We start from the raw sequence: 20,914 nt of genomic DNA, 5'->3' as shown, positions 1-20,914 counted from the left end.
ACTTTTCCACCCTTACTCAAAATGGACAATCAGTTCTTCCAAAGGAAGACGCTCACGGCGCTTGGGATCAGCCGCCGCATAGCCAACGGTAATGAGCGCCTGTGGGATCAGCGAAACGCTGAGCCCCAGCGCGACGCGGGCGATATCGGGGCAGAAGAGTGGCGCGCACATCCAGCCCGTATCCAGGCCCAGGTCGTAGGCCATAAGCAGCATATTCTGAATGGCCGCGCCGATGCTCTGGACCGCCATAGTGCTCTCGTTGGCCTGGCGCTGCTGGTCCGGGTAGGTATCCAGGTCTTCCAGGTAGAGACAGGGGATGATAATGGCGGGCGCCTTGAGAATGCGCTGGCGAGATTTCTCCAGGCGCAGTTGTACAATCTTGGTGGGTTGCCCATCCATCTCCAGGTTGCGCTGCCAGTCCTCTCCCATCGCAGCGGCGAGCCGGGTCTTCGGCTCGGGCTGGGTGAGTACGGCGAAGCGCCAGGGCTGCCGTCCGTGCGGTGAGGGCGCCCAGCGTGCCGCCTCCAGCATCTGGAGCAATGCCTCGCGAGGTACCCCGCGCTCCTGATATTGCCGGACGCTACGGCGCCCACGCAGCAGTCCGGACAGGTCGTCGCTCCGCTGGAGGCCGCTGGAGGCACGCGAATGTGAGGTTGGTGTGGTCACAATATTCCCTTATATGTCTTCTTAGCGGAACATATCCGTGGCGCTCTCACGAATGAGGTCGCGACCACTCCCCTGCCCCGTTTTATAAGTATACCCGCGAATAAGCGCAACGGGAATACGGTCGACTTTACCCATGACTAATTCAGCCGCCGCCGCCAGCTCGTCGGCGACGCCGATCATGCTGGCGCGCAACTCATAGCCATAGGGATCATTCTGTCCACGATAATCGGTGACAGGCTCCATGCCCGCGACACCAATGGCCATATTGACCTGTCCATTGCGCCAGGGGCGTCCCCAGGTATCAGAAATAATTACCGCGAAGTCGAGATGCTCGCCCTCACCGGTCAGCTCTTGCATGCGCTGGCGAACCTGATGCGCGGAGCGGTCGGAATCCTCTGGGAGCAGAGCGAGAACGCGCTCGCCACCAATATTGGACTCGTCGACGCCAGCGTTGGCGCAGATAAAGCCATGATGGCTCTCACAGATCATTACTCCATGATCCATACGCACGATGCGCTTGCTTTCGCGCAGAACGACCTCAACATGCTGGGCGTCCTTCTGGTAGCGCTGTGCGTATTGGAGCGCGAAGGGAGAAGGCTCGATATCGTCGAGATGAACAAGGCGACCCTCGGCCTTAGAAACGATCTTCTGAGTAATAATGAGCACATCGCCCTGCTGCAGGGTCAGTTGCTGCTGCTTCAGGGCGTCATAAATGAGACTGCCCAGGTCATCTCCTGGGCGGATATCACCAATACCTGTAACAGGTAAAATTTGTATTTGTGTATGCATAGTTTTCCCTCGTACGGTATTATATCGTCTATTCGCTTATACTGTAAAGAATAAAGTGTTGGGCCGGATGGGCCAGCAGGCCCCCTGGTGAAACGGAAGTAGCCGTTGCTACGAGAATAAAAGAGAGAAGATGAATGGTAGAACGCCTGTCATCTTCCTTGATACTCTATCGCAAAAGGGAGATATACGCAATGCTGAAAACCCTGGGTCGTATGCTTCTGGCATCGATTTTTATCTCAGGAGGCGCCAATACCTTTATGCAGCCCGATGGCCGGGCAGAGAAGGTCGCCGCGGCGGGCATACCCCAGCCACGACAGGCAACCATTTTGAATGGCGCGGTGATGGTCGTGGGAGGTGCCGCCCTCGCGGCAGGCCTCGCGCCCAAGCTCGCGGCGACCGCGTTGTTGGGGGCCTTGATTCCCACTACCATCGTGGGCCATCCATTCTGGAAAGAGGAGACGCCAGCCGGGAAAGCCAGTCAGCAGGTCCAATTCTTGAAGAACCTCGCGGCGGTGGGTGGCCTACTTCTTGTTCTATCCGACAATTCTCACGAGGAGGTATAGGCCAGGAGCGCCTTCGCACCTGCTTATTGATTTGTTCACCAAGTTCGGGAATGCAAGACCTTGTAGGGTCCAAGATTGCTTGGACTCTTCGGCCCCCAGCCGATATCCTGCTTCCGGATCACGTCGCTTCGCTCGGAGTCCATGCCAGCATGGACCCTACAAGATACCCCTTACCTCGAAGGTTCGCGCAGCGAGTCTGAGATGTACGGAAAAGCCTACATACTCTAGCCAAAGCAACCTGCTTTCAGATATCATTAAAGACATGATACCAAGCAGCAGATATAAAGAAATTTTGCATGGAGGCATCGAGTGTCTTTCTTTGATCTCTTTACGCGCTTATTTCGTGCGTCCAATTATAGAAATGCGCGAAGCGATCTTCTTGCTAGTAATGTGATCGATCACACGCGAGCGGAAGAGTGGACCATTGCCTATGTGGACGAGGCGGGCCGCAGGCGGCGCACGGATGTCCCCTATTTGTTGCCGAAGGACGACCAGGAGATTCAGCGCCTGGATTACCAGCACTATATCTTACGCCAGGTACTTCAGGGAAATATCTCCGCGCCCTTTCAGCTAGAGTCCCAGCAAGGCTATGTCCTGGATGTGGGCTGCGGTACCGGTCGCTGGGCGAGCGAGATCGCCACGAGCTATCCACATGTGCAGGTGATTGGACTCGACCTGGAGGAGGCCAGTAGTAAGGCCTCCTCGCGCCCGCTCAACTATCAATTTACGCAGGGAAACGTGCTGGAGAAGTTGCCATTCCCTGGCGAGAGCATGGCCTATGTGCATCAGCGCTTATTAGTAGCGGCTATTCCCGCTGCAAAGTGGCCGTGGGTTGTGCAAGAACTGGCACGTGTGACCCGGCGTGGAGGCTGGGTTGAGCTAGTGGAGATGGGTGGTGGATTTGTGCGTGAGGGGGCGGCAACGCGACAGTTTATGGCCTGGTTCAGGCAATTGAGCCAGATGCGGGGGATTGACCTTGAAGTAATGGGGCGTCTGGACGTCTTGCTCCAGCAGGCGGGATTACATCACGTGCAGAAGAAGACGCTGAAACTGCCTGTCGGTTCCTGGGGCGGACGCATGGGCGAACTCCTGGCACGTGATATGCTCTCCGGCTGGCCCAGTCTGCAACCCCTCTGCCAGCAGTATTTAAACATTTCCAAAGAGACCTTTGACGCGGTCATCGCTTCCCTGGAAACAGAGTGGAACAGTCAGCAGACCGAATACGAAGTATATGTTGTCTATGGGCAAAAGTAAGTAGCCGCGTACGCCAGTAGCGGGCGACGGACCCGCTACTGGCGTACGCGGCTACTTAGCGGGGAATGTTAGGCTGGTTCGCTGCCCCAGACGATGTGCCCGTGGATATAGACGGTGACATAGGGAGCGAGCTGATAGCTCGTGCTATGGGCGTTGAAGGAGTAATCGTTGTTCTCATTGTAGTTACTCCAATCGGTCTTGTTGAAGCGAATTTTAATCCCGCCTGTGTCGCCTCCAGGTGGCAGACTCCCGGCGCCAGGTGTGAAGCTGAGTTCCAGGTAACTGTTGGCGCTGGTGCGAGGCGGGGTAAGCGTGGCAATGCGCTGATTAATGTGTTCACAGCCAAGGGTGACGTAGTCGCACCAGGTCTGCTGTGCCTGGGCGGAGTCGGGCGTATACCAGTAACGAATCGTCACCGTCGAGAGGTCAAGCGGGGTTGTGCCTGTATTGACGAGTTTTAGCTGAGGCTGGATCTGATTTACGATAGGGCCGCTACCATTGCCGCTTTGGTAATAAAGCTCGATATGCTGTCCACTGACGGGAGAGGGCGTCGGGTGTGTAGCTGTTGGCTGCGTTTTGGGGTGCGGTGTGGGAACAGGTGAGGCCTGTGCTGGACTGGCCTGGTCAAATGGATAGAGAATAGGCTGCAAGTAATTTTGCTTCTCCTGGTTGATATGGGTCCAATCGTCTTGTAGGAGTCCACCAGTATCCACAGAATCGGGGTTCCAGCTCCAAAAGGTCCAGTTAATGCCATTGACCCCGCGTCCCAGGTAAGAGACCAGGCTCGTCAGCCATTGTTTATCTTGCGCGTTTTGCAGGCGGGTCCCAAACTCGCCAACCCAGACGGGCGCGATCCCCTGCTTTTGGATATAGCCCCAGTAGCTATCCCAGATTGCGGAGAGGTTCTGGGGAAAATTGGGATCTTTAAACCAGAGCTGAGGATAGACGCTCACGGGATAGTCATGGACGGAGTAGACCAGGCGGTGCGCGACCTGTAGCTGAACAGGATGGGTCGCGACCCCTTTGAGATTGCTGCCCCACCAGGAGCAGTTTCCCGGCACCTGTTTATCGGCATTAGGATCGGGGTAACACTCCACACCCTCGATAAAGATGAGCCAGTTGGGATTAACAGAGAGAATGGCGTTGCCAGCGCGCTGCGCAGCCTGTTGCCAGTCAAGTTTTGGATCGCCGCAGCCCCAGCAGGCAGGTGCTCTTGGCTCATTATGCAGATCGGCCCCGATGACCATGGAATTATTTTTATAGTGTTGTGCCAGCATCTGCCAATCCGCGATCCAGCGCGACTCGGGATACTGCGCGGTATACCATAGTGGCTCCTGTTGTGTGGCGCCGGGGCGGTGCCGGTCCAGAATGATGTGCAGGCCAATCTGACTAGCATACTCCACAATCTTATCTAGTAGTTGCAACCCTCGTAACCCACTTAGTTCTTGATTCTTCGTATAGTCAATACCAATAGGAGTGTTGTTAGCATCAAAGAGATGGTTAGTATAGGGAAGACGAAGGGTGTTATAGTGCTGGTCCTTGATCTGATCGAGCATCTCTTTGTAGTTGCGCGTGGCGAGTCCATGCACGACCAGCGTCTCAGTCTCAAATCCGGACCAGTTGACGCCCGCGATGCGCACGGGCTGGTTCTGGTCATCGTAAATCTGACTGCCATCGGTATGCCAGGACCCGGCCCCGACCGCGCTAGCCGTGGTGGAAGGGAAAAGCGTGTTCTTAAGCAGGCAGAGGCTTAACAGCAGGAGCGAGCCAACAAGCAGAATAGCCAGACCGACAAGCACGATCCGGGAGACACTACGGGCCTGCCTGGGTGGCGCGGTTGGCTGATGAGGAAGAAATGGCTCGGTGGGACTCGCGTGATCGAATGGCTCTGCGTCGCCTGCATTGTGCGTCATTGTGGCTCACTCCCTTTCTATGATTTCTCTATGTGATTGATGAATACGCTTAGTTACAGCTAGTGGCGTCGTGAAGGACCTGGTAAATCTGGATACGCGATTGCGCATTGCCACTGGCTGTATCAAACTGCGCACGTAGCACCGAGCGATGGAGGGCGCGGTCCAGGAGCAGCATTGGCCCACCACGCGTCTGGATATCACTCTGCATCTGGGTATCGACCACGAGGTAGTCGATGCGATTCCAGCAGTCATGCAGCAGGGTATTATGGACCTCGGGATCAAAGGCTGCGTTCCAGTAGATCTGTGCCTGGGTGTAGGGTAAGCCTCGGCCAACACCCATCCCTCCGGTCTCATGGAGATCGGTATACAGGTAACTATTGATGATAATAACGGAACTGGTGGGGGCATTGCGATTGATCCAGAGCAGCGCCTGGCGTTGCGGCTCCGCGGTATTCTGGCTGAATTGAGAGTTTGCGCGCTGAATATTTAAGGGAATGAGTGCGCCAAGGAGTAGAAAGAGGAGCAAGGCCCGTGCCAAATCGAAGCCAGTGCGTTTACTGAGCGCTTTGAGCGGTATATCCAGCGCCAGCGCGATATTCATCCCCAGGAGCGGCAGGAGCGGGAGTATCGAATAAGGGAAGATGTTCTGAATGCTCAACAGGAGTACCCAGTAACTGATGAAAAAAAGAGCCATGAGCCATTGCAGGCGGTTCCACCAGCCGCCTGCGATATTGATCACCAGGGCGATGCCTCCGGCGATAAATAGAGGCTGGTCCAGGCGAATCCAGGTATTCCAGCTCGTCGCAAAGTCTCCCATATTGGGAACATATTGTACCTGTTGGAGCAGCGTACCAAGCAAACTGGGGTGTGCATGGGTGTCACCGGGGAGCAGGCCCGTTGGCAACAATTCCCCCTTCAGGATTGCCAGCAGGGCATAAGCAGAACTGAGCGAGAGCACAATGTAGCAAAAGGCCACCAGGGCAAACTTGCGCTGGAAGCGTGTGGCAAAGAGCCAGACCCCGTAGAGCATCACAGGTATAAAGATCAGAAAGACCTCTTTGCTTAGGATGGCAATACCCAGCGCAAGGGCCGAAAAGATGATGTTGCGTAGGCGGCTATTGCCACGCACCACAAAGAAGACAGAAAGGAGCAGCCAGAAGGTTCCAATATTATCGAGAAGGATCTCACGCTGATAGGTCACGCTAAGCGGAGAGAGGATATAGATGGTCATCGCCAGCAACCCGGCGCTGCGGCTGCCACTGAGGCGGCATGTGATGAGATAGACAAGTAGACCACTGGCGATGGCGAGCAAGAGCATCAGCACACGTCCGCTATTGATCGCGGTCTCGAAGCTAAAGAAGCCGCCAGTGAGCAGCGTCCAGACTGCCAGTTGTATCCAGCCCAGAGGTGGGTGGTCGTAGGTGTAGGGATAGGGTTGTAAGTGACCATGCATGATGGCCCAGGCGTTCGCCATGTAGGCGCCTTCATCCGGCCCATACTGCGGATAGTTGAATATATTGAAGGCATGGACGCCCAGTCCCAGGCTTAGCAAAACCAGGACGACCACCCCCTCAAGCAAGAGCGGTATGGAGACGGCGTTTTTTTGTGCTGGATTGAACAGCTCAATACGCGGTAGCAGGCGTGTCTTGATCTTGGAGACACGTAGCTGCTCGGCGGATATCCAGCGTATCTGCTCCAGCAGCGAGGTATTGCCGCCGGCCTGCTGGACATTGCGGCGATAGCTATCAGGAACGACCGCATGCACAAAAAAGCGGTTATTGCGGTACAGGGTCACGTTCCCTGGATCGAGCTTCTCCTCTGCCCCTGGCCTTGGTGTCTCGGCTGGACGCGCCGGAACAGATGGGGTTGTCGGTAGTGCTGGTGCAGGCGTCTGCTCGCTCTTCTTAGGAGCTGACCTCTGTTGTTGCTCAGGTCCTTGCATACTCTATCTCTCTTCTATTGGATTTGTTGAATTTAGGATAGGAAGAATGGCGTTGTCTCTCAGCCTTTGGCGACGTTGCCACGATGTTGTCCGATGTGAGTGGTTTTCTCCCAGTTGGAGGCGCCTTTGAGAAAGCGATAGACGGCGCGGATAGCGCCAATACCCAGTAAGATCTGGTAAGGCATAAAGGCTATCAGGAGCATGCCAGCCTCGCGCCAACTCCACTGGCGATTATGAACCTTCACAAACTCATGCAGGCCAGCCAGGTCGATAAACATGGCCAGGATGAAGCAGTAGAAGGGCATGAAGGTAAACATGGCCATCCATACCGGTAGCTTAACGAAGAAAAACATCACAATAGAGACGGGAATCATCAGCGTAAAGAAGGCCTGGACTTCGGGTAGGATTAGCACATAGAGCGCGAGCAGGCGCTGTGAGAGGTTTGGGAGTTTGAGCCAGCGTCCACGGAAGAGAATCTGGATAAAGCCCTGGTTCCAGCGGGTGCGCTGCTTGATAAATTGCTCAATTGTGTGAGGTGTTTCCTCTTTTGTGACAAACTCATCATCGTAGATGATGCGCACGCGTGCCCCCGAGAGGCAGAGGCGGATGCCCAGGTCCGCATCCTCGGTCAGACAGTTTTCGTCCCAGCCGCCGAGACGTTGCATGAGATCGCGGCGCACGAAGACCGTATTGCCTCCCAGAGGGGTCATGCCAACGCTAGCAAAGAAGTGCAGCGAGGACTTAAACCAGAAGAAGTACTCCAGGACATTCAGGAAACAGAACCACTTGGTATTGTGATTCATGAGTTGTACGCCGCTCTGTACCACGTCAACCTGCTCATTTAAGTAGGTCGTATTAATGACCTGGAGGATATCGGGATGAGGCTCGTCCTCGGCATCAAAGATGGTCACGATATCGCCTTTGGAGACCTGCAAGGCCAGGTTCAGGCCGTGCGGCTTATTGATGGGCTTGTCGTTAAAGATGACCAACTGGACATTGGGATCGCGCAGCTCATTAATTTTGGCGCGGGCCTCAGCGATGGTCCCGGTATCGTCCTCGCGGCAGATGGCCATGATCTGCACCAGTTTGCGGGGATAATTGAGATCATAAACCTTTTGAATAGTATCACGATAGACCTCCTCCTCGTGGCGCGCCGGCAGGAGAATGGTAAAGGAGATCTGGGGCTGGCGATAGACCGTGGGTGCGCTATTGAGCAGGGCCTGCTCTGGCTCCTCCCAGATGAAGAGGCGCAGGCGAATATTAAAGATGGCCTGAAGCGTCATCAGCGCGATAATAAGCATATAAAGCGCCTCCAGGCATGTGATAAAGATGGTCCAGAGCATAATATACTACCTTCTATTTCTCCGCATGTATGTTTGGTGTATCCGCCACATTATGTTGGGGGAACGACCGAATGTATCATATTCGAGCATTCCGTATTTAGCAGGTGATGGCGAGTGCCTCAGATTGCTGCCCACAAATGGTGTAGCGGATGCCCGGCGTGGGATCGCTGAGTGTTGCCTGCGCGGGCGAGAATGTATAGGCCTCGTTCGTACCATTGCGATGCAGGGTGAGGAGCACCAGGCTATGTCCCTTCAGCGTCACATCCTGGGCATGCCAGGCACTGAGTGGGAGGAGGCCGCTATCGGGTCGCACATGGACAATTTCTGTATTCATTTCCTTGTTAATCAAGAGCATGCTTACCGTATTGTGGGCGTCATCCTGAGTCGCATAAAGGCTCACACTGTCGTTCTCGCTGGAGGTGGCGATATAGTCTGCTTGCAAGTGCGCGAAAAGCTGCATGATACGCAGCATAACGGTCTGCCGTCCATCTCTAGCGGTAAAGAGAGGATAGGGGGCATCAACGCCCTGGGTAGAGAAGAAGGTTGTATATTCAACCTGCTGATTCATGAGCTTCCCCAGTGTATCGGCCCACCAGAGGGCGGCATAGTCGGGTGGAGGGACATCGCCCTTCGGGTTGGTATTTACCTCCGTCACGGCGACGGGGAGATCATGTCCAAAGTCCTGGCGTATGTTCTGGCGCAGGGAAGAGATGAGATCATTCCACTCACCGGTGCTGTTTAAGAGCAGATTGGTGGCCTGGCTAGCGTTATCAAGTGGATAACGGTGAAACGAGACGCCATCGAGCAGGTGAAATTTCGCGTTAGGATGAGACTGCTCATAGCGACTAACGATCTGAAGGAAGGTCTCCATCCAGAGGTTATGCGCGCTGTCATAGGGGCCTTGTCCGGCACCATAGAACTGACTGATCTCAGGACCGAAGACCTTGATTGTGGGATCGTTCTGGTGCATCGCGATAGAATACTGAATAAAGGCCTCAGCGTACTCGGTAGCCGTAAAGGTTGTACCTGTATCCGGATTCTTCAGGAGATCCGGCTCATTGCCCACCGCCCAGTATTTGACAGGGTGGTAAGGGGTGGCAGCACTGGCACGTTGAATACTTTTTCGGTTATTCATATAGTCAACAAGCAAGCCAGCTCTACTGGCGCGTGTGGCAAGCGTGTCCTGCTGAGAAGGATTAGAAAGTTGGGTCTGCATCAGACCATCGGCACCAGTTACCTGGAGGAGATGGCTAAAATCATCGAGTTGAGAGGAAGAGAGTGTATGTTCCTCCCCCCACTCTCCTCCTGGAAAGCGTAAGAGCCGTATCCTGGCAGAGCGTAATCCCGCCACAAGACCAGCATCGTAACGCATAAAGCCGCTCCCCTGCTGGTCTTGCGAGTCGCTACCCGCTTTAGGAAAGACATTGCTGCCAAGGAGATATGGACTAATTGGCAGACTTTGATTCAGGTCCAGGTCGGACTCTTGCACATCGCCAATACGCACAAGCAAGTGCATATTGGCACGCGTAATCGCCGAAGCCACTTGTATCAACCCTAAGATCAACACTACCAGCAGGAAGAGGGGAAGCAGATATCTTTGTTTCTCCACCCGATGTGAGTTGCCCCTAGGAGCCTGAGGAGGCTGATTCCCTGGGCTGGGCGAGAAACTCTTCCCCTGCGAGGAAGAGAGTGCAGCAGGTAACGGCGTCTCTGGCCCAGATAAGCGCGCGGACTCCCCCGTCGTCTGCTCATTGTTAGTAGACATCACGTGTCCAGGAACATACCCTGGAATATGCCTTTGAATATGTCTTTGACTATGTATATATGACACGCCCTCAAGCAAAGAGAGGCGATAGTTGAATGCATTCTCGTGAGAAGACATGGAATACCTCTTGAATAAGCTCTCAAACACGTTCAAAGCTCGCTAGCGCTTCGGTCTCCAGACCTGAACGGTATTATCTGCGCTAGAGGAGGCGATACGCCTCCCATCGGGCGACCAGGCAACGGCGTAGACACTACGCGAGTGACCGTGATAGGTGTAGAGCACTTGCCTACTGGAAGCATCCCAAACCTGAACGGTCCCATCTTCACTACAAGACGCGATCAGTTTGCCATCAGGGGACCAGGAGATTCCATGCACGGCATCATTATGCCCAAGGTATTTGACCTTCGTGACACCATCGACCCCTCGCCCAATCAGTACGGTTCGGTCGCCGCCCCCAGAGGCGATAAACTGACCGTCAGGGGACCAGGCAACGGTGTAGATCTCAGCGGTATGGCCTCCATACTTGAAGATGGTCTGCCCAATCGCAAAGGCATCGCTGGGGATGGTCGCCCAATCTTGCAGCGTATCATCCCAGGAGCCTGAAGCGATGCTATGCCCATCGGGCGCCCACGCGACACAGAGCACACCTGCGCTATGCTGTTGATAATTGAGGAACAGGCCACCACTAGCACTATTCCAGACCTGAACTGATTTATCCTCGCTCGCAGAGGCAATGAGTTGGCCATCAGATGACCAGGAGAGCGCATTCACGATCCCAGAGTGACCTTGATAGGTAGTGAGTTTCTCTCCATTGGCAGCATCCCACACCTGAAGAGTGTGATCTTCACTTGCAGAGGCCAGGCGCGTCCCATCAGGCGACCAGGCAACATTAGTTACGGCTCCTGTATGTCCTATGTATGTCCGCTTGACTACTCCAGTCCCTGCGTCAAAGACCTGGATAAGCTGGTCATCGCTTGCCGAAGCGATCAGCTTCCCATCAGGCGACCAGGCAATAGAGTTCACACGAGCGGGATGGGCGCGATAGATCAACGTTCCATCACTTGTGATCTGAGGTTGTGTCGCGCGAGATGTCGTGTTCGTCGTGTTTACGCTATGGGAGGCATTTCCGCTCTTACGCGTAATGAGATACCAGGTGCCGATTGCCCCACCTGCCACAGCCAGGCCAAGCAGACCCGTCATAAGTGCGCGCCGTGTAAGCGGCTCAGGCTCATCGCGCCTGGCTGGCGAATATTCTACTGGAGGATCAATGGGAGCCAGCTCCGTCGGTGTAAGTGGGAGCGCTCCATATATGCTATGGGTCTGGCTCGCCGTCGGTGGCGGCGTAGCAGGTAATGACGGCGCAGGCGAGAGCTGGGCGACGGAAGGTACCGCTGATGAAGTGGTAGCATTAGTATGCGCTTGTGGCGAAGAAGACGTCGAGACCGAATCAACAATCATTAGCGTGGGTGTCTCTGCGATCTGCTGCTGAGGCACCGGCCTGGCTTCAGTGGGTGTAGCCTCTGAGGAAGAAATCTTCTTAGCTGTGACCTGGTTCTGGGTATACGCCTCTTCCAAAGCATTCACAAAGGCTTGGAGTGAGACATGACGACGCCCTGGCTCCTTTGCCAGGGCACGCATAATGGCTTTCTCGGCCTGGCTGGCAATACCCGGCACTTTTAAGCGAAGCGCGGGCGGTTGAGTATGCACATGCTGATTGGCGATCTCCACATATGATCCCTGAAATGGCGGATTGCCAGCGAGCCATTCATAGACAATCACCGCCAGGGAGTATTGATCACTCGCCGCACAGGGGTTCCCCTGAATTTGCTCTGGCGCGGTATAGGGAATAGCATCAAGCGCTTGCTGGGCATTCTGTTGCCCGACACGTTTACGATTCTTGATCAGGGCATCGAGGGCAAAATCATAGACCAGTACCTGGTTATTACGATTGAGAAGAAGATTCTCTGGCCGGAGCTGCCTATGCAGATAACCCTTCTCATGGGCATATTGCAGGGCCTCGGCTACCTGTTTCAAGTACGTAAGAAACTTCGCGAGAGGCTGAACTTTCTCTTTGGGGTAGACCTGGCGCAGGGTGATATGTGGCACGTACTCGACGACCAGAAAGGGCATACGGTTCTCCAACCCGGCATCACGTACCTGGAGGACATGCGGATGCGTCAACTTCTCCAGGTGACGGGCTTGCTGAAGAAAGGCTTCTTTCAGTTCATCGGCCAGGGGCTGAGTATGCATATCAAGCACATACTGCTTTTTATGATGAATATGCTGTCCTAAAAAGGTACCAGCAAAGCGCCCCTGATCGAGCTGGCCAACCACCTGGTACTGCCCGATCTGTTGCCCTTTCTGGTAACCTGGATTTTCTGTTTGCTCTTTTCTTTCCACCATGCAAAACTCCCACATCTATTTACTCTATTGTTTTTTGATATAAGGATTATCACGCTTTGACGATTGATAAGTGTTAGAAAAATTTAGCTTGTGTTACACTGCCAATCTCTATTCGGGCAATTTATCATTTAAACGAATAATAATAGATTTTTTAGCATGTGGCAATATTCATGCTCACTAAATACTAGTGGGCTATTTCACTAAATGAAGCTATATTAACAATAACAAATGTATCGATTGTCAGTCATGCTTGTCTGTTTGGTAAAGAGGAGCACTGTCTGTGCTACTATATAAAGCGGATGGCATTACTACTGGCATAGATAGCAAGGTAATCGGGAGGAGAGGCTGTAATGAGCGAACTACCATTGAAATTTGATCGGCAAGGGTTGATTCCCGTGGTCATTCAGGACGATGCCACCAATGAGGTCCTGATGGTTGCGTTTATGAACGACAAAGCATTGGAGCGGACACGAGAGAGTGGCTACACACACTTCTATAGTCGCTCGCGTAATACCATCTGGCGCAAAGGTGAGCAATCGGGGCATACGCAACAGGTGCGAGGCATATTCGTCAATTGTGAAGAGAACAGCATTGTGATACGGGTGATCCAACAGGGAGAGGCCGCGTGCCACGAGGGATATCGGAGTTGTTACTACCGACGTCTTGAAGATGATAATAGCTATGTGACCATCGCCGAGCGAATTTTTGATCCCCAACAGGTCTATACGCATGCAGTAGGCGTCAAGCAAGAACAGGCAAAAGACAAGGAGTATATTTCCATGGAGACAGAGCAGAAACTGCAGGACGCATTACGTCAGTTATATGGAGTGTACATCTACCTGCGCGACCACGACCTGAGCGAGGAATCTAACACCTCGCGGCTCTTACAGGAGCGCAGCCAGAGCTATCTTGCCTCGCGGTTGGGGGATGAGTTGGAGGAACTGGCGGAGGTACAGAGCGGGGAGCATGTGCATAGTGGACGCCAGTCGGACACCGTCCTGGAGGGCAGCCAGGTTGGGTACTGGCTCTTCCTGCTGGCGGCAGGCTGTAGCATCCCCTATCCAGACTTTGAGCCACACCAGGCCCTACTAGAGGGCTATCACGGACGTTATAACGACAGCCGGGTTATAGAATTGCGCGAAGAGTGTGCGCGTATGGTAGCCTCAGGTCAGCCAGAGATCATTTCCAGGGGACTGACCATCGGTTTTATGTTGATTGGCTGGGCCTGCGCGGCCGCGGGCGTAGATCCCCTGGCTCCAGCGGAGTTCGACCTGGGACAGATGCGCAGAAAAGGGCTGGTGCAGTAGCATGGTAGAGCAAGCAAGGACGAATCTACCATACGATGCCATTATCTTCGACCTCTTTGGCACACTGGTCGATGATCTACTCACAGAACCTTTTACCCAAACGCTGGAGGAAATGGCGAGTTTCGTCGGCGCGCCACGCGACATCTTCCTCCAGATGTGGATGCATGATACCTGGCCTCTGCGTGCCGCGGGCCATCTCCCCGACGTGGAAGCGAATATTCTCTATATTTGTACAGAGCTTGGAATTACGCCGAAGCCAGAGCAAATTCAGCATGCGGTACGACGGCGCCTGGAACTGACGCGACAATCATTGAAGCCCCGACATGATGCACTGGAGACGCTGGAGACGCTGCGCGCAGCGGGATATAAGCTTGGACTCATTAGCGATTGTAGCAGCGAAGTGCCCTTGATCTGGAGAACAACCCCTCTGGCAGCATTGATTGATGTACCCATTTTCTCCTGCTCGGTAAAGTTAAAGAAGCCAGATCCACGTATCTACCACCTGGCATACGAGCGCTTGGGGATCGCCCCTGAACGGGGCCTCTTTATCGCGAATGGCGAGAGCAACGAGCTGGCTGGCGCCCAGGCCATTGGCATGGAGGCGGTGCTTATTCGCGTGCCCTACTCTGAAGAGCATAATCCGCGCTGCCACGAGGCGCGCACCTGGCGTGGTGCACGCATCGAGAGTATTAAGGGCCTACTGGCATACCTGGACGGTGTCAGGGTGGAAGAGCTTTGATTGCTGGACAAAGCGAGGTGGAGAGGATATAATGCCAGTCCTCCCCTTAAGAGGCGTGTACAAAGAAGAAAATGAGAAATGCGAGATTAAAACGGGTGGTTACACATGCCTGAACAGAGCGAAGACGCGGTGGCCAGTCCACAAGAGCAACTACACAACGGAGAGAGCCAAGAAGAGAAGAAGCCGACACGGCAAGGAGTCATTCAGGCCATCGTCTTTGATCTGGGCGGAACGCTTATTGACTGGCCCGACTGGGATGAAGATATTGAGCGACGCTGGGGACTCTCCTACGAGCACCTGGTGGCACGCTCCAACGAGCAGGAGTGGCCGACGAAAGAGGCATATGTGCGCGCTATGCGCGAGGCCGAGAAGGCCCACTGGCAGCGGGTCAATGAGCAGCATACCAGTAACACCCCTGATGTCGTGTTGCTTGATGGCTTCCAACGCCTCAAGTGTGAAGTGAGCAAAGAGGCTTTAATGACGGCCCTGGATGGCTATGCCAACGCCATTATCGGATGGGCCACCATTTTCCCGGAAACGGTCGAGACCCTGCTGGAGTTGCGCAAGCGTGGCTATCGCCTGGGGCTACTCTCGAATACCTGGTGGGCGGCGGCCTGGCATGACGCCGACCTGGCGACCCATGGGCTGACCTCGCTACTGGACGTCGTCATGTATACCTCAGACCTGCCCTACTCCAAACCTCATTCCTATGTCTTCCAGGAGGCCGCGCGCAGGCTCGGCGTCGCAGTCAGCGCATGTGTGATGGTTGGAGATCGCATGGTCGACGATGTGCGAGGCGCCCAGCGAGCAGGCATGCGCGGTGTGTGGCGTTATAACGAATATCCCTGGCCTCGGCCAGCAGATGTGACACCTTCGGCTGTCGTCAAGACGCTTACAGAATTGTTTGAGCACCTGGAGACCTGGGAGCAAGAAGCCAGAAACCAATAGCTGGCAAGACCAAAAAAGAGTATGGGAGGATACTTGTCCTCCCATACTCTTTTTTTGCCTTCGCTAAAGCATATTATCCGATAAGGTGACTACTCCTACCTTGCGCAGCATACATAGCATCGTTATACGACCAGCTATCGAGGCCGGGAGCCTCAATCCCCTGTTGACTCAACAGAGTAGCGATCTGTGAGCTGTGATCGATGGCGTGATTGATAGCCTGAATCAATACGACGATGACCGGAGCCTCGTAGGTTCCCTCATCAAGAGAGAGGATACGGTCCAGCTCTCCCTGCTCAGCAAATGTAATGAGCTCCTTTCCCGACCACTCTGCTCGCCGCCGCAGTTCGTCGAAGCCTGGGAAAGCAGTTAGTTCCTTCAATCGAGGGGTAGGCGCGGTTCCAGCACAATGCTGAGCATAGCCTTCTTCGGAAGCGAACATGTGAAAGAGGGTCTCGCGTACACTGCCATACGTCCCTTGCATGGTGAAATCCAGTTGGACATCGGAGAGTTGGGCGCACGCATCGAGCAAACGCAGGTTGGCCCAGAGGTTATATTTGAAAAAGTCGGAAAGTCCCGTTGTCATGAGTATAAACTCCTTCTATGATCTACCTTACTAACAACATCGGCTTCCCACCACCTTGTGGCTTGCTTTCCTATGTGCCGTCTCACTCTGGCAAAATCATCAGAGGAGATGTCGCGCAAGAATCATGCTATGCGGTATTCAGGCACGGAAAGACTGCGCTCATTCACGATAAAATAACGCGTGAGCGATGGGCGCAAGAATGGTGGTGTCTGTTTTCCTGGCTGAGCAGGAAGCAGGATGAAGTTAGCGGTACACTGGCATAGAAGTCAGAACCTCCGATAAGAATACGTGGATACAGCGGTATTATACAAGTACATCGATGAGTGCGTCAAGCTAGCAGCTCACAAAGAGTGTCATGACGCACCCCCACTTACAAATATCGTCTGAGATGTGGGTTGACCCAGAACAAGAGAACGGCGACGCTAGCTCCCGCGAGTAGCGACGCGCCATGAATATCGTGAAAGAGCAGAAGGAAGAGCGCGCCAGCCAGCCCAAAGAAGCTCACGCTATAGCGTATGATATGTGAAGAGACATGGAGCTTAAACATCCAGAAAATGGCGCTGCTGGCCAGCACACACAGGAGAATAACGGGAATAAGGCCACCAATGACCGCGCCGCTGAGAGCTGCGACCAGGCTAACCAGGTAGAGAGCAACAAGTAGGCTCAGGGATTCACGGCGCCGCAAGAGCCAGATAAACAGCCCCCCCATGAGTCCACACATAGCAACGGAGGCTCCAGCGCCATCCGGATCCCAGGCGTAGCCCGCAATCTCTCCAACCAGGCCACCTGCAAGGTAAAGTAGAAGCCAACGCCAGCTCCCAAACAAACGCTCAACCGTCAGCCCCACAATGATCAGGCCTACAAGCACATAGGCAAAGTGACCCAGCCCTCCATCATGGACCAGGAGCGGCGTAAACATCCGCCACCACTCGCCAGCCGCTAGAGCATCAGGGTTACGGCGTAAAGCTGCCAGAACTGAGGGATAGAGAAACTGAAGCCCGGTACAGATAGATGTGATCCCGATCACAGTCATTGTGCTTATAGGAAGTTTCTTGCGTGCCGATTGATTATCATATGTCCTGGAATCTGCCTGGTCAACCTCATTGGTTGTTAGAGATGCTTGTTCTATATGCTGAGATGTCATATGTGTACCCTTGTACTCCTTCGGTAGAATCCGTTTGCGTTCCCTGCAAGCCGCTCTCTTGCTTGCTCCGTCTGCTGCTAGTGTATAGCAAAGAGCGGCGCACGAACATCGCCTGATAGGGTGATTTTCCGGTGGAACAAGCAAGAATTTGTTTCTCTCTATTCCTGTTGGGTAATAAAAAAGTGAGGCAGCTCCAAAGAGACGCCTCACCCTCTACGAAAAGCCCGCTACATCTTGCCGATGACGACCTCAATGGTGTATTTATCCAGCTTTTTTGCGGAGGTTGGTGAGATCGACTCGCGGTAGAGCTCCGTGAACGCGGGTTTATCCTTCTCCTCGCTGATCGAGATGAGCAGGTTATCGGCCAGCGTATTGGCGCGGATGGCCTGGGCAAAGTCGAGAATGACATCCGCCAGTTCGCTATCGGTGTAGAGCGCCAGCCCGATATGATCCTCGATGTTGAGGCCAGCCTTTTTGCGCATATCCTGTACATAGTGGACGAGGTCGCGCATCCAGCCCTTCTCACGCAGCTCCTGAGTGATCGTAGTATCGATGGCGGTGACGTAGCCATGCTCCTCCGCAGCCACATAACCAGGGCGAGCGGTAGAGACCACCTGGACCTCTTCAGATGTGAGCGAGACGTGGGTCTCACCAAAGGTCAGATCCAGCTTGCCCTGCGTATTGAGGTGTTCGGCGGCGGCCTGGGCCTCATCCTCCGTCAGCGTCTTAAAGTAAGCCAGGATCTTTTGCACCACGGGTCCATATTTTGCGCCCAGGACCTTAAATTGTGGCTTGAGGGTATAGGCCAGCATACGGCTATCGCGGCGCATGAGGCGCAGATACTCGATATTGAGTTCCTCAAGCACTTGCTCACGCAGGCGCTGGATGGCCTCTTCCTCCTGCGCGCTCGGCACACGGACATGGATGGTCTGGAGTGGCTGGCGCACCTTGATCTGTGCCTTGGCGCGCGTGGCCCGCCCCAGGCTCACGATCTGCATGACCAGGTGGGTATCGCGCACGAGCGGCTCATCGATCAACTCTGGCTGGGCCACTGGCCAATCACAGAGGTGCACACTGAGTGGCGCCTGGGGATTGATGCCGCGCACCAGGTTCTGGTAGAACTCCTCGGCCAGGAAGGGCATGAATGGCGCCAGCAGGGTCGCCAGCGTCGTCAGGCACTCATAGAGTGTCAGGTAAGTGGCGAGCTTATCCTTATCGAGTTCGGCGCCCCACACACGGTCACGACTACGGCGGAGATACCAGTTGGAGAGGTCATCCAGAAAGGATTGTACGGCCTCGGCAGGTTTGGTCGTATCGTATTGCTCCAGGCCCTGGGTTACAGACTGGATTGTCTGCTGAAGCTCGGAGATGATCCAGCGGTCCAGCGCATCGCGCTCGGCAACCGGCAACTGGTGCTTGGTTGGATCAAAGTTATCGATGTTGGCATATTTGATAAAGAAGCCATAGACATTCCAGAGCTTATCCATGGTCCGGCGCACCAGCATCCACTTCTCACTCAGGCGTATAGGCTGCCCGGTGAGCTGAGACTTCTCCATCTCCTCTGGCGTAGGAATATTGGGGAAGTTCAGGTTCTGCTCGGAGACATGGTTGCTATAGAGCCAGCGCATGGTATCCGCTCCGATGCGGTCCGCGGCCTCATCGAAGACCACCAGGTTCCCCTTGGACTTATGCATAGGAGTACCATCCTCGCCATAGACGGTGGCGTAGCCCAGGAGTGTCTTAAAGGGTGCGGTTTGCTCCAGGACTGTACTCATGACCAGCATGGAGTAGAACCAGTTGCGGAACTGGCCGGGGAATGACTCGGTCACAAAGTCAGCTGGGAACCATTCCTGCCAGCTAGCATGGTCCGTCAGGTAATGCAGGGTTGAGTAGGGCACAATACCGGCATCGAGCCAGGGATTGCCCACATCCTTGATGCGTGAAACCTCCGCGCCACACTGAGCGCAGTGGATCTTGACCGCGTCGACGTAGGGACGGTGTGGTGTATGGCCATCAAACTCTTCCCAGCCAGAGACGGCGAGTGCCTTGAGTTCCTCTTTGCTGCCGATAACCTCGAAATGGCCGCAGGCGGGGCAATCAAAGATGGGCAGGGCCAGGCCCCAGTAGCGCTTCTTGGAGATCATCCAATCATCCATATTGCGCAACCAGTCCATCTCGCGCTCATTGCCCCAGGATGGAAGCCAGGTGATCTGCTTGACTACCTCCATGATCTCGTGGCGCAACTGGTCCATGGAGATAAACCACTCATCGACCAGGCGGAAGATCAGTTCCGTCTTACAGCGCCAGCAGGTGGGATAGCGGTGCTTATAATTCTGGGTGCGGTAGAGCAGGCCCTTCTTTGCCAGGTGATCGGCGACCTGCTGCCCCACGCTGGCCGTGCTCTGGCCCGTCAGCCAGTCGAAGCCCTCGATATAGACGCCAAACTCATCGACGGGGGCGATCACCTCCAGGTTGAACTCTTTGCCAAGAAGGAAATCCTCGCGACCACAGCCGGGAGCGGTATGCACAATGCCCGTACCCTCGGTTGCGTTGACATCTTTCCCAGGGACGACACGGTGAACAATACCCTGGGCCGCAGGTAGCTCATCGAAGGGGCCGCGATAGGTCCAGCCTACCATGTCATGGCCCTTGAGGGTCTCTGTCACGCGATAGTCGCCCTTATCATGGCCCTTGAGGGCCTTAAGGACGGGCAGCAACTGCTCCGCCAGGTAGTAATACTCCCCATCCTGCTCCACGCGGACATAGTTCAGGTCGGGATGCACTGCCGCAGCGACGTTGGCCGCCAGGGTCCAGGGTGTGGTGGTCCAGGCCAGGAGGTATTCGCCGGGCTTCTCAACGAGGGGGAAGCGCACATAGAGGCTCAGGTGCGTCAGCTCTTTATAGCCCTCAGACTCCATCTCCATATTGGAGAGTCCGGTCGCGCAGCGTGGGCACCAGGGCATCACATCGCGCCCTTTGTAGATCAGGCCGCGCTCATGGCATTTCTTGAGGAAGTGCCAGATGGTATAGTTATTCTCATCGGAGAGGGTAAAGTAGTCGTTACCCCAGTCCATCCAGTAGCCCAGGCGAATCGACTGCTCGCTCTGAACCTGCGCGAACTTGAAGACGCGCTCTTTACAGCGCTCGACAAACTCGGCGATCCCATAGGCCTCGATATCGCGCTTGGTTTGCAGGCCCAGGGACTTCTCGACCTCGACCTCGACCCAGAGCCCCTGGCTGTCGAAGCCATTTTGATAGCGTTGTTTGTAGCCCTGCATGGTTTTAAAGCGCTGGTAGATATCCTTGTAGGTACGCCCCCAGGCATGATGGACCCCCATGGGATTATTGGCGGTAATGGGACCATCCAGGAATGAGTACTTCTTCTCACTCTGCGCGTTGCGCGTAAGATACTGCTGGCGAATCTGGTGCTCGTCCCACCACTGCTGGATGGAACGTTCCAGGGCTGGATAATCGACGCGGTCGGCATCGGGGACCGGGCGAAAAACGGTTGATGACACAGGCACGACAACCTCCTCCTCGTCTTACAACAAAAGA

The 20,914-nt window shown here is 54.7% G+C and carries 15 protein-coding genes; 5 read left to right on the top strand and 10 right to left on the bottom strand.

Annotation, left to right across the window (positions count from 1 at the left end):
• Window positions 1-12: 12 nt before the first annotated feature.
• The gene (locus tag KRAC_RS57800; protein WP_007922961.1) at window positions 13-666 is read right to left on the bottom strand and encodes a nitroreductase family protein; all 654 of its coding nucleotides are present in this window, start codon (window positions 664-666) and stop codon (window positions 13-15) included.
• Window positions 667-687: 21 nt separating this feature from the next.
• Complete coding sequence (gene cofE / locus KRAC_RS57795; RefSeq protein ID WP_007922959.1) at window positions 688-1,455, bottom strand: coenzyme F420-0:L-glutamate ligase; 768 nt, start codon at window positions 1,453-1,455, stop codon at window positions 688-690.
• 191 nt (window positions 1,456-1,646) lie between these two features.
• Between cofE and KRAC_RS57790 the strand changes: the two genes are divergently transcribed.
• Together KRAC_RS57790 and KRAC_RS57785 are read left to right on the top strand one after the other, a co-directional pair.
• Entirely contained in the window at window positions 1,647-2,018 is a 372-nt protein-coding gene (locus KRAC_RS57790; RefSeq protein WP_007922956.1) for a DoxX family membrane protein, read from the top strand.
• A gap of 309 nt (window positions 2,019-2,327) precedes the next feature.
• Entirely contained in the window at window positions 2,328-3,272 is a 945-nt protein-coding gene (locus KRAC_RS57785) for a class I SAM-dependent methyltransferase (RefSeq protein ID WP_007922954.1), read from the top strand.
• A gap of 68 nt (window positions 3,273-3,340) precedes the next feature.
• Here KRAC_RS57785 and KRAC_RS57780 read toward each other — a convergent pair whose 3' ends face one another.
• The 5 genes from KRAC_RS57780 to KRAC_RS64735 all read right to left on the bottom strand — a co-directional run bounded on the left by KRAC_RS57780 (window position 3,341) and on the right by KRAC_RS64735 (window position 12,638).
• The gene (locus KRAC_RS57780) at window positions 3,341-5,185 is read right to left on the bottom strand and encodes a cellulase family glycosylhydrolase (RefSeq protein ID WP_007922951.1); all 1,845 of its coding nucleotides are present in this window, start codon (window positions 5,183-5,185) and stop codon (window positions 3,341-3,343) included.
• Between the two features lie 49 nt (window positions 5,186-5,234).
• Window positions 5,235-7,127, bottom strand: a complete 1,893-nt coding sequence (locus tag KRAC_RS57775) for a phospholipid carrier-dependent glycosyltransferase (protein ID WP_007922947.1) — start codon at window positions 7,125-7,127, stop codon at window positions 5,235-5,237.
• 59 nt (window positions 7,128-7,186) lie between these two features.
• Window positions 7,187-8,470, bottom strand: coding sequence for a glycosyltransferase (locus tag KRAC_RS57770; protein ID WP_007922945.1), 1,284 nt, complete (start codon window positions 8,468-8,470; stop codon window positions 7,187-7,189).
• Between the two features lie 97 nt (window positions 8,471-8,567).
• Window positions 8,568-10,352 carry a glycoside hydrolase family 44 protein gene (locus KRAC_RS57765; RefSeq protein ID WP_007922943.1) on the bottom strand — a complete coding sequence of 595 codons (1,785 nt, stop codon included), beginning with the start codon at window positions 10,350-10,352 and terminating at the stop codon, window positions 8,568-8,570.
• Window positions 10,353-10,394: 42 nt separating this feature from the next.
• Entirely contained in the window at window positions 10,395-12,638 is a 2,244-nt protein-coding gene (locus KRAC_RS64735) for a serine/threonine-protein kinase (protein ID WP_007922942.1), read from the bottom strand.
• Between the two features lie 350 nt (window positions 12,639-12,988).
• On the opposite strand from KRAC_RS64735, the gene hisI reads away from it, so the two are divergent.
• The 3 genes from hisI to KRAC_RS64730 all read left to right on the top strand — a co-directional run bounded on the left by hisI (window position 12,989) and on the right by KRAC_RS64730 (window position 15,632).
• Window positions 12,989-13,945: a phosphoribosyl-AMP cyclohydrolase gene (gene hisI / locus KRAC_RS68635; protein ID WP_007922941.1), complete on the top strand. Its 957-nt coding sequence runs from the start codon at window positions 12,989-12,991 to the stop codon at window positions 13,943-13,945.
• Window position 13,946: 1 nt separating this feature from the next.
• On the top strand, window positions 13,947-14,684 hold the full coding sequence (locus KRAC_RS57750; protein ID WP_007922938.1) for an HAD family hydrolase: 738 nt from the start codon (window positions 13,947-13,949) through the stop codon (window positions 14,682-14,684).
• A gap of 105 nt (window positions 14,685-14,789) precedes the next feature.
• Entirely contained in the window at window positions 14,790-15,632 is an 843-nt protein-coding gene (locus KRAC_RS64730; protein WP_007922937.1) for an HAD family hydrolase, read from the top strand.
• Window positions 15,633-15,705: 73 nt separating this feature from the next.
• Here KRAC_RS64730 and KRAC_RS57740 read toward each other — a convergent pair whose 3' ends face one another.
• From KRAC_RS57740 to ileS, 3 genes are all read right to left on the bottom strand, one after another.
• Window positions 15,706-16,215 (bottom strand): DinB family protein, encoded by a 510-nt coding sequence (locus KRAC_RS57740; RefSeq protein WP_007922936.1) that lies wholly within the window; start codon window positions 16,213-16,215, stop codon window positions 15,706-15,708.
• Window positions 16,216-16,585: 370 nt separating this feature from the next.
• Window positions 16,586-17,359 carry a rhomboid family intramembrane serine protease gene (locus KRAC_RS64725; RefSeq protein WP_052569426.1) on the bottom strand — a complete coding sequence of 258 codons (774 nt, stop codon included), beginning with the start codon at window positions 17,357-17,359 and terminating at the stop codon, window positions 16,586-16,588.
• A gap of 227 nt (window positions 17,360-17,586) precedes the next feature.
• Window positions 17,587-20,877 carry an isoleucine--tRNA ligase gene (ileS, locus tag KRAC_RS57730; RefSeq protein WP_169461082.1) on the bottom strand — a complete coding sequence of 1,097 codons (3,291 nt, stop codon included), beginning with the start codon at window positions 20,875-20,877 and terminating at the stop codon, window positions 17,587-17,589.
• Between the last annotated feature and the right edge of the window lie 37 nt (window positions 20,878-20,914).

Origin of the sequence: Ktedonobacter racemifer DSM 44963, assembly GCF_000178855.1 — a bacterium.
Lineage (GTDB): Bacteria > Chloroflexota > Ktedonobacteria > Ktedonobacterales > Ktedonobacteraceae > Ktedonobacter > Ktedonobacter racemifer.
The sequence above is the reverse complement of the archived record's forward strand: the minus strand, read 5'-3'. Positions and strand labels throughout refer to the sequence as shown.

Coding starts and splice junctions, on each gene's coding strand:
- cofE (WP_007922959.1), bottom strand. CDS start 1,455: ATGCATACACAAATACAAATTTTACCTGTTACAGGTATTGGTGATATC.
- KRAC_RS57790 (WP_007922956.1), top strand. CDS start 1,647: ATGCTGAAAACCCTGGGTCGTATGCTTCTGGCATCGATTTTTATCTCA.
- KRAC_RS57780 (WP_007922951.1), bottom strand. CDS start 5,185: ATGACGCACAATGCAGGCGACGCAGAGCCATTCGATCACGCGAGTCCC.
- KRAC_RS57775 (WP_007922947.1), bottom strand. CDS start 7,127: ATGCAAGGACCTGAGCAACAACAGAGGTCAGCTCCTAAGAAGAGCGAG.
- KRAC_RS57770 (WP_007922945.1), bottom strand. CDS start 8,470: ATGCTCTGGACCATCTTTATCACATGCCTGGAGGCGCTTTATATGCTT.
- KRAC_RS57765 (WP_007922943.1), bottom strand. CDS start 10,352: ATGTCTTCTCACGAGAATGCATTCAACTATCGCCTCTCTTTGCTTGAG.
- KRAC_RS64735 (WP_007922942.1), bottom strand. CDS start 12,638: ATGGTGGAAAGAAAAGAGCAAACAGAAAATCCAGGTTACCAGAAAGGG.
- hisI (WP_007922941.1), top strand. CDS start 12,989: ATGAGCGAACTACCATTGAAATTTGATCGGCAAGGGTTGATTCCCGTG.
- KRAC_RS57750 (WP_007922938.1), top strand. CDS start 13,947: ATGGTAGAGCAAGCAAGGACGAATCTACCATACGATGCCATTATCTTC.
- KRAC_RS64730 (WP_007922937.1), top strand. CDS start 14,790: ATGCCTGAACAGAGCGAAGACGCGGTGGCCAGTCCACAAGAGCAACTA.
- KRAC_RS57740 (WP_007922936.1), bottom strand. CDS start 16,215: ATGACAACGGGACTTTCCGACTTTTTCAAATATAACCTCTGGGCCAAC.
- KRAC_RS64725 (WP_052569426.1), bottom strand. CDS start 17,359: ATGACATCTCAGCATATAGAACAAGCATCTCTAACAACCAATGAGGTT.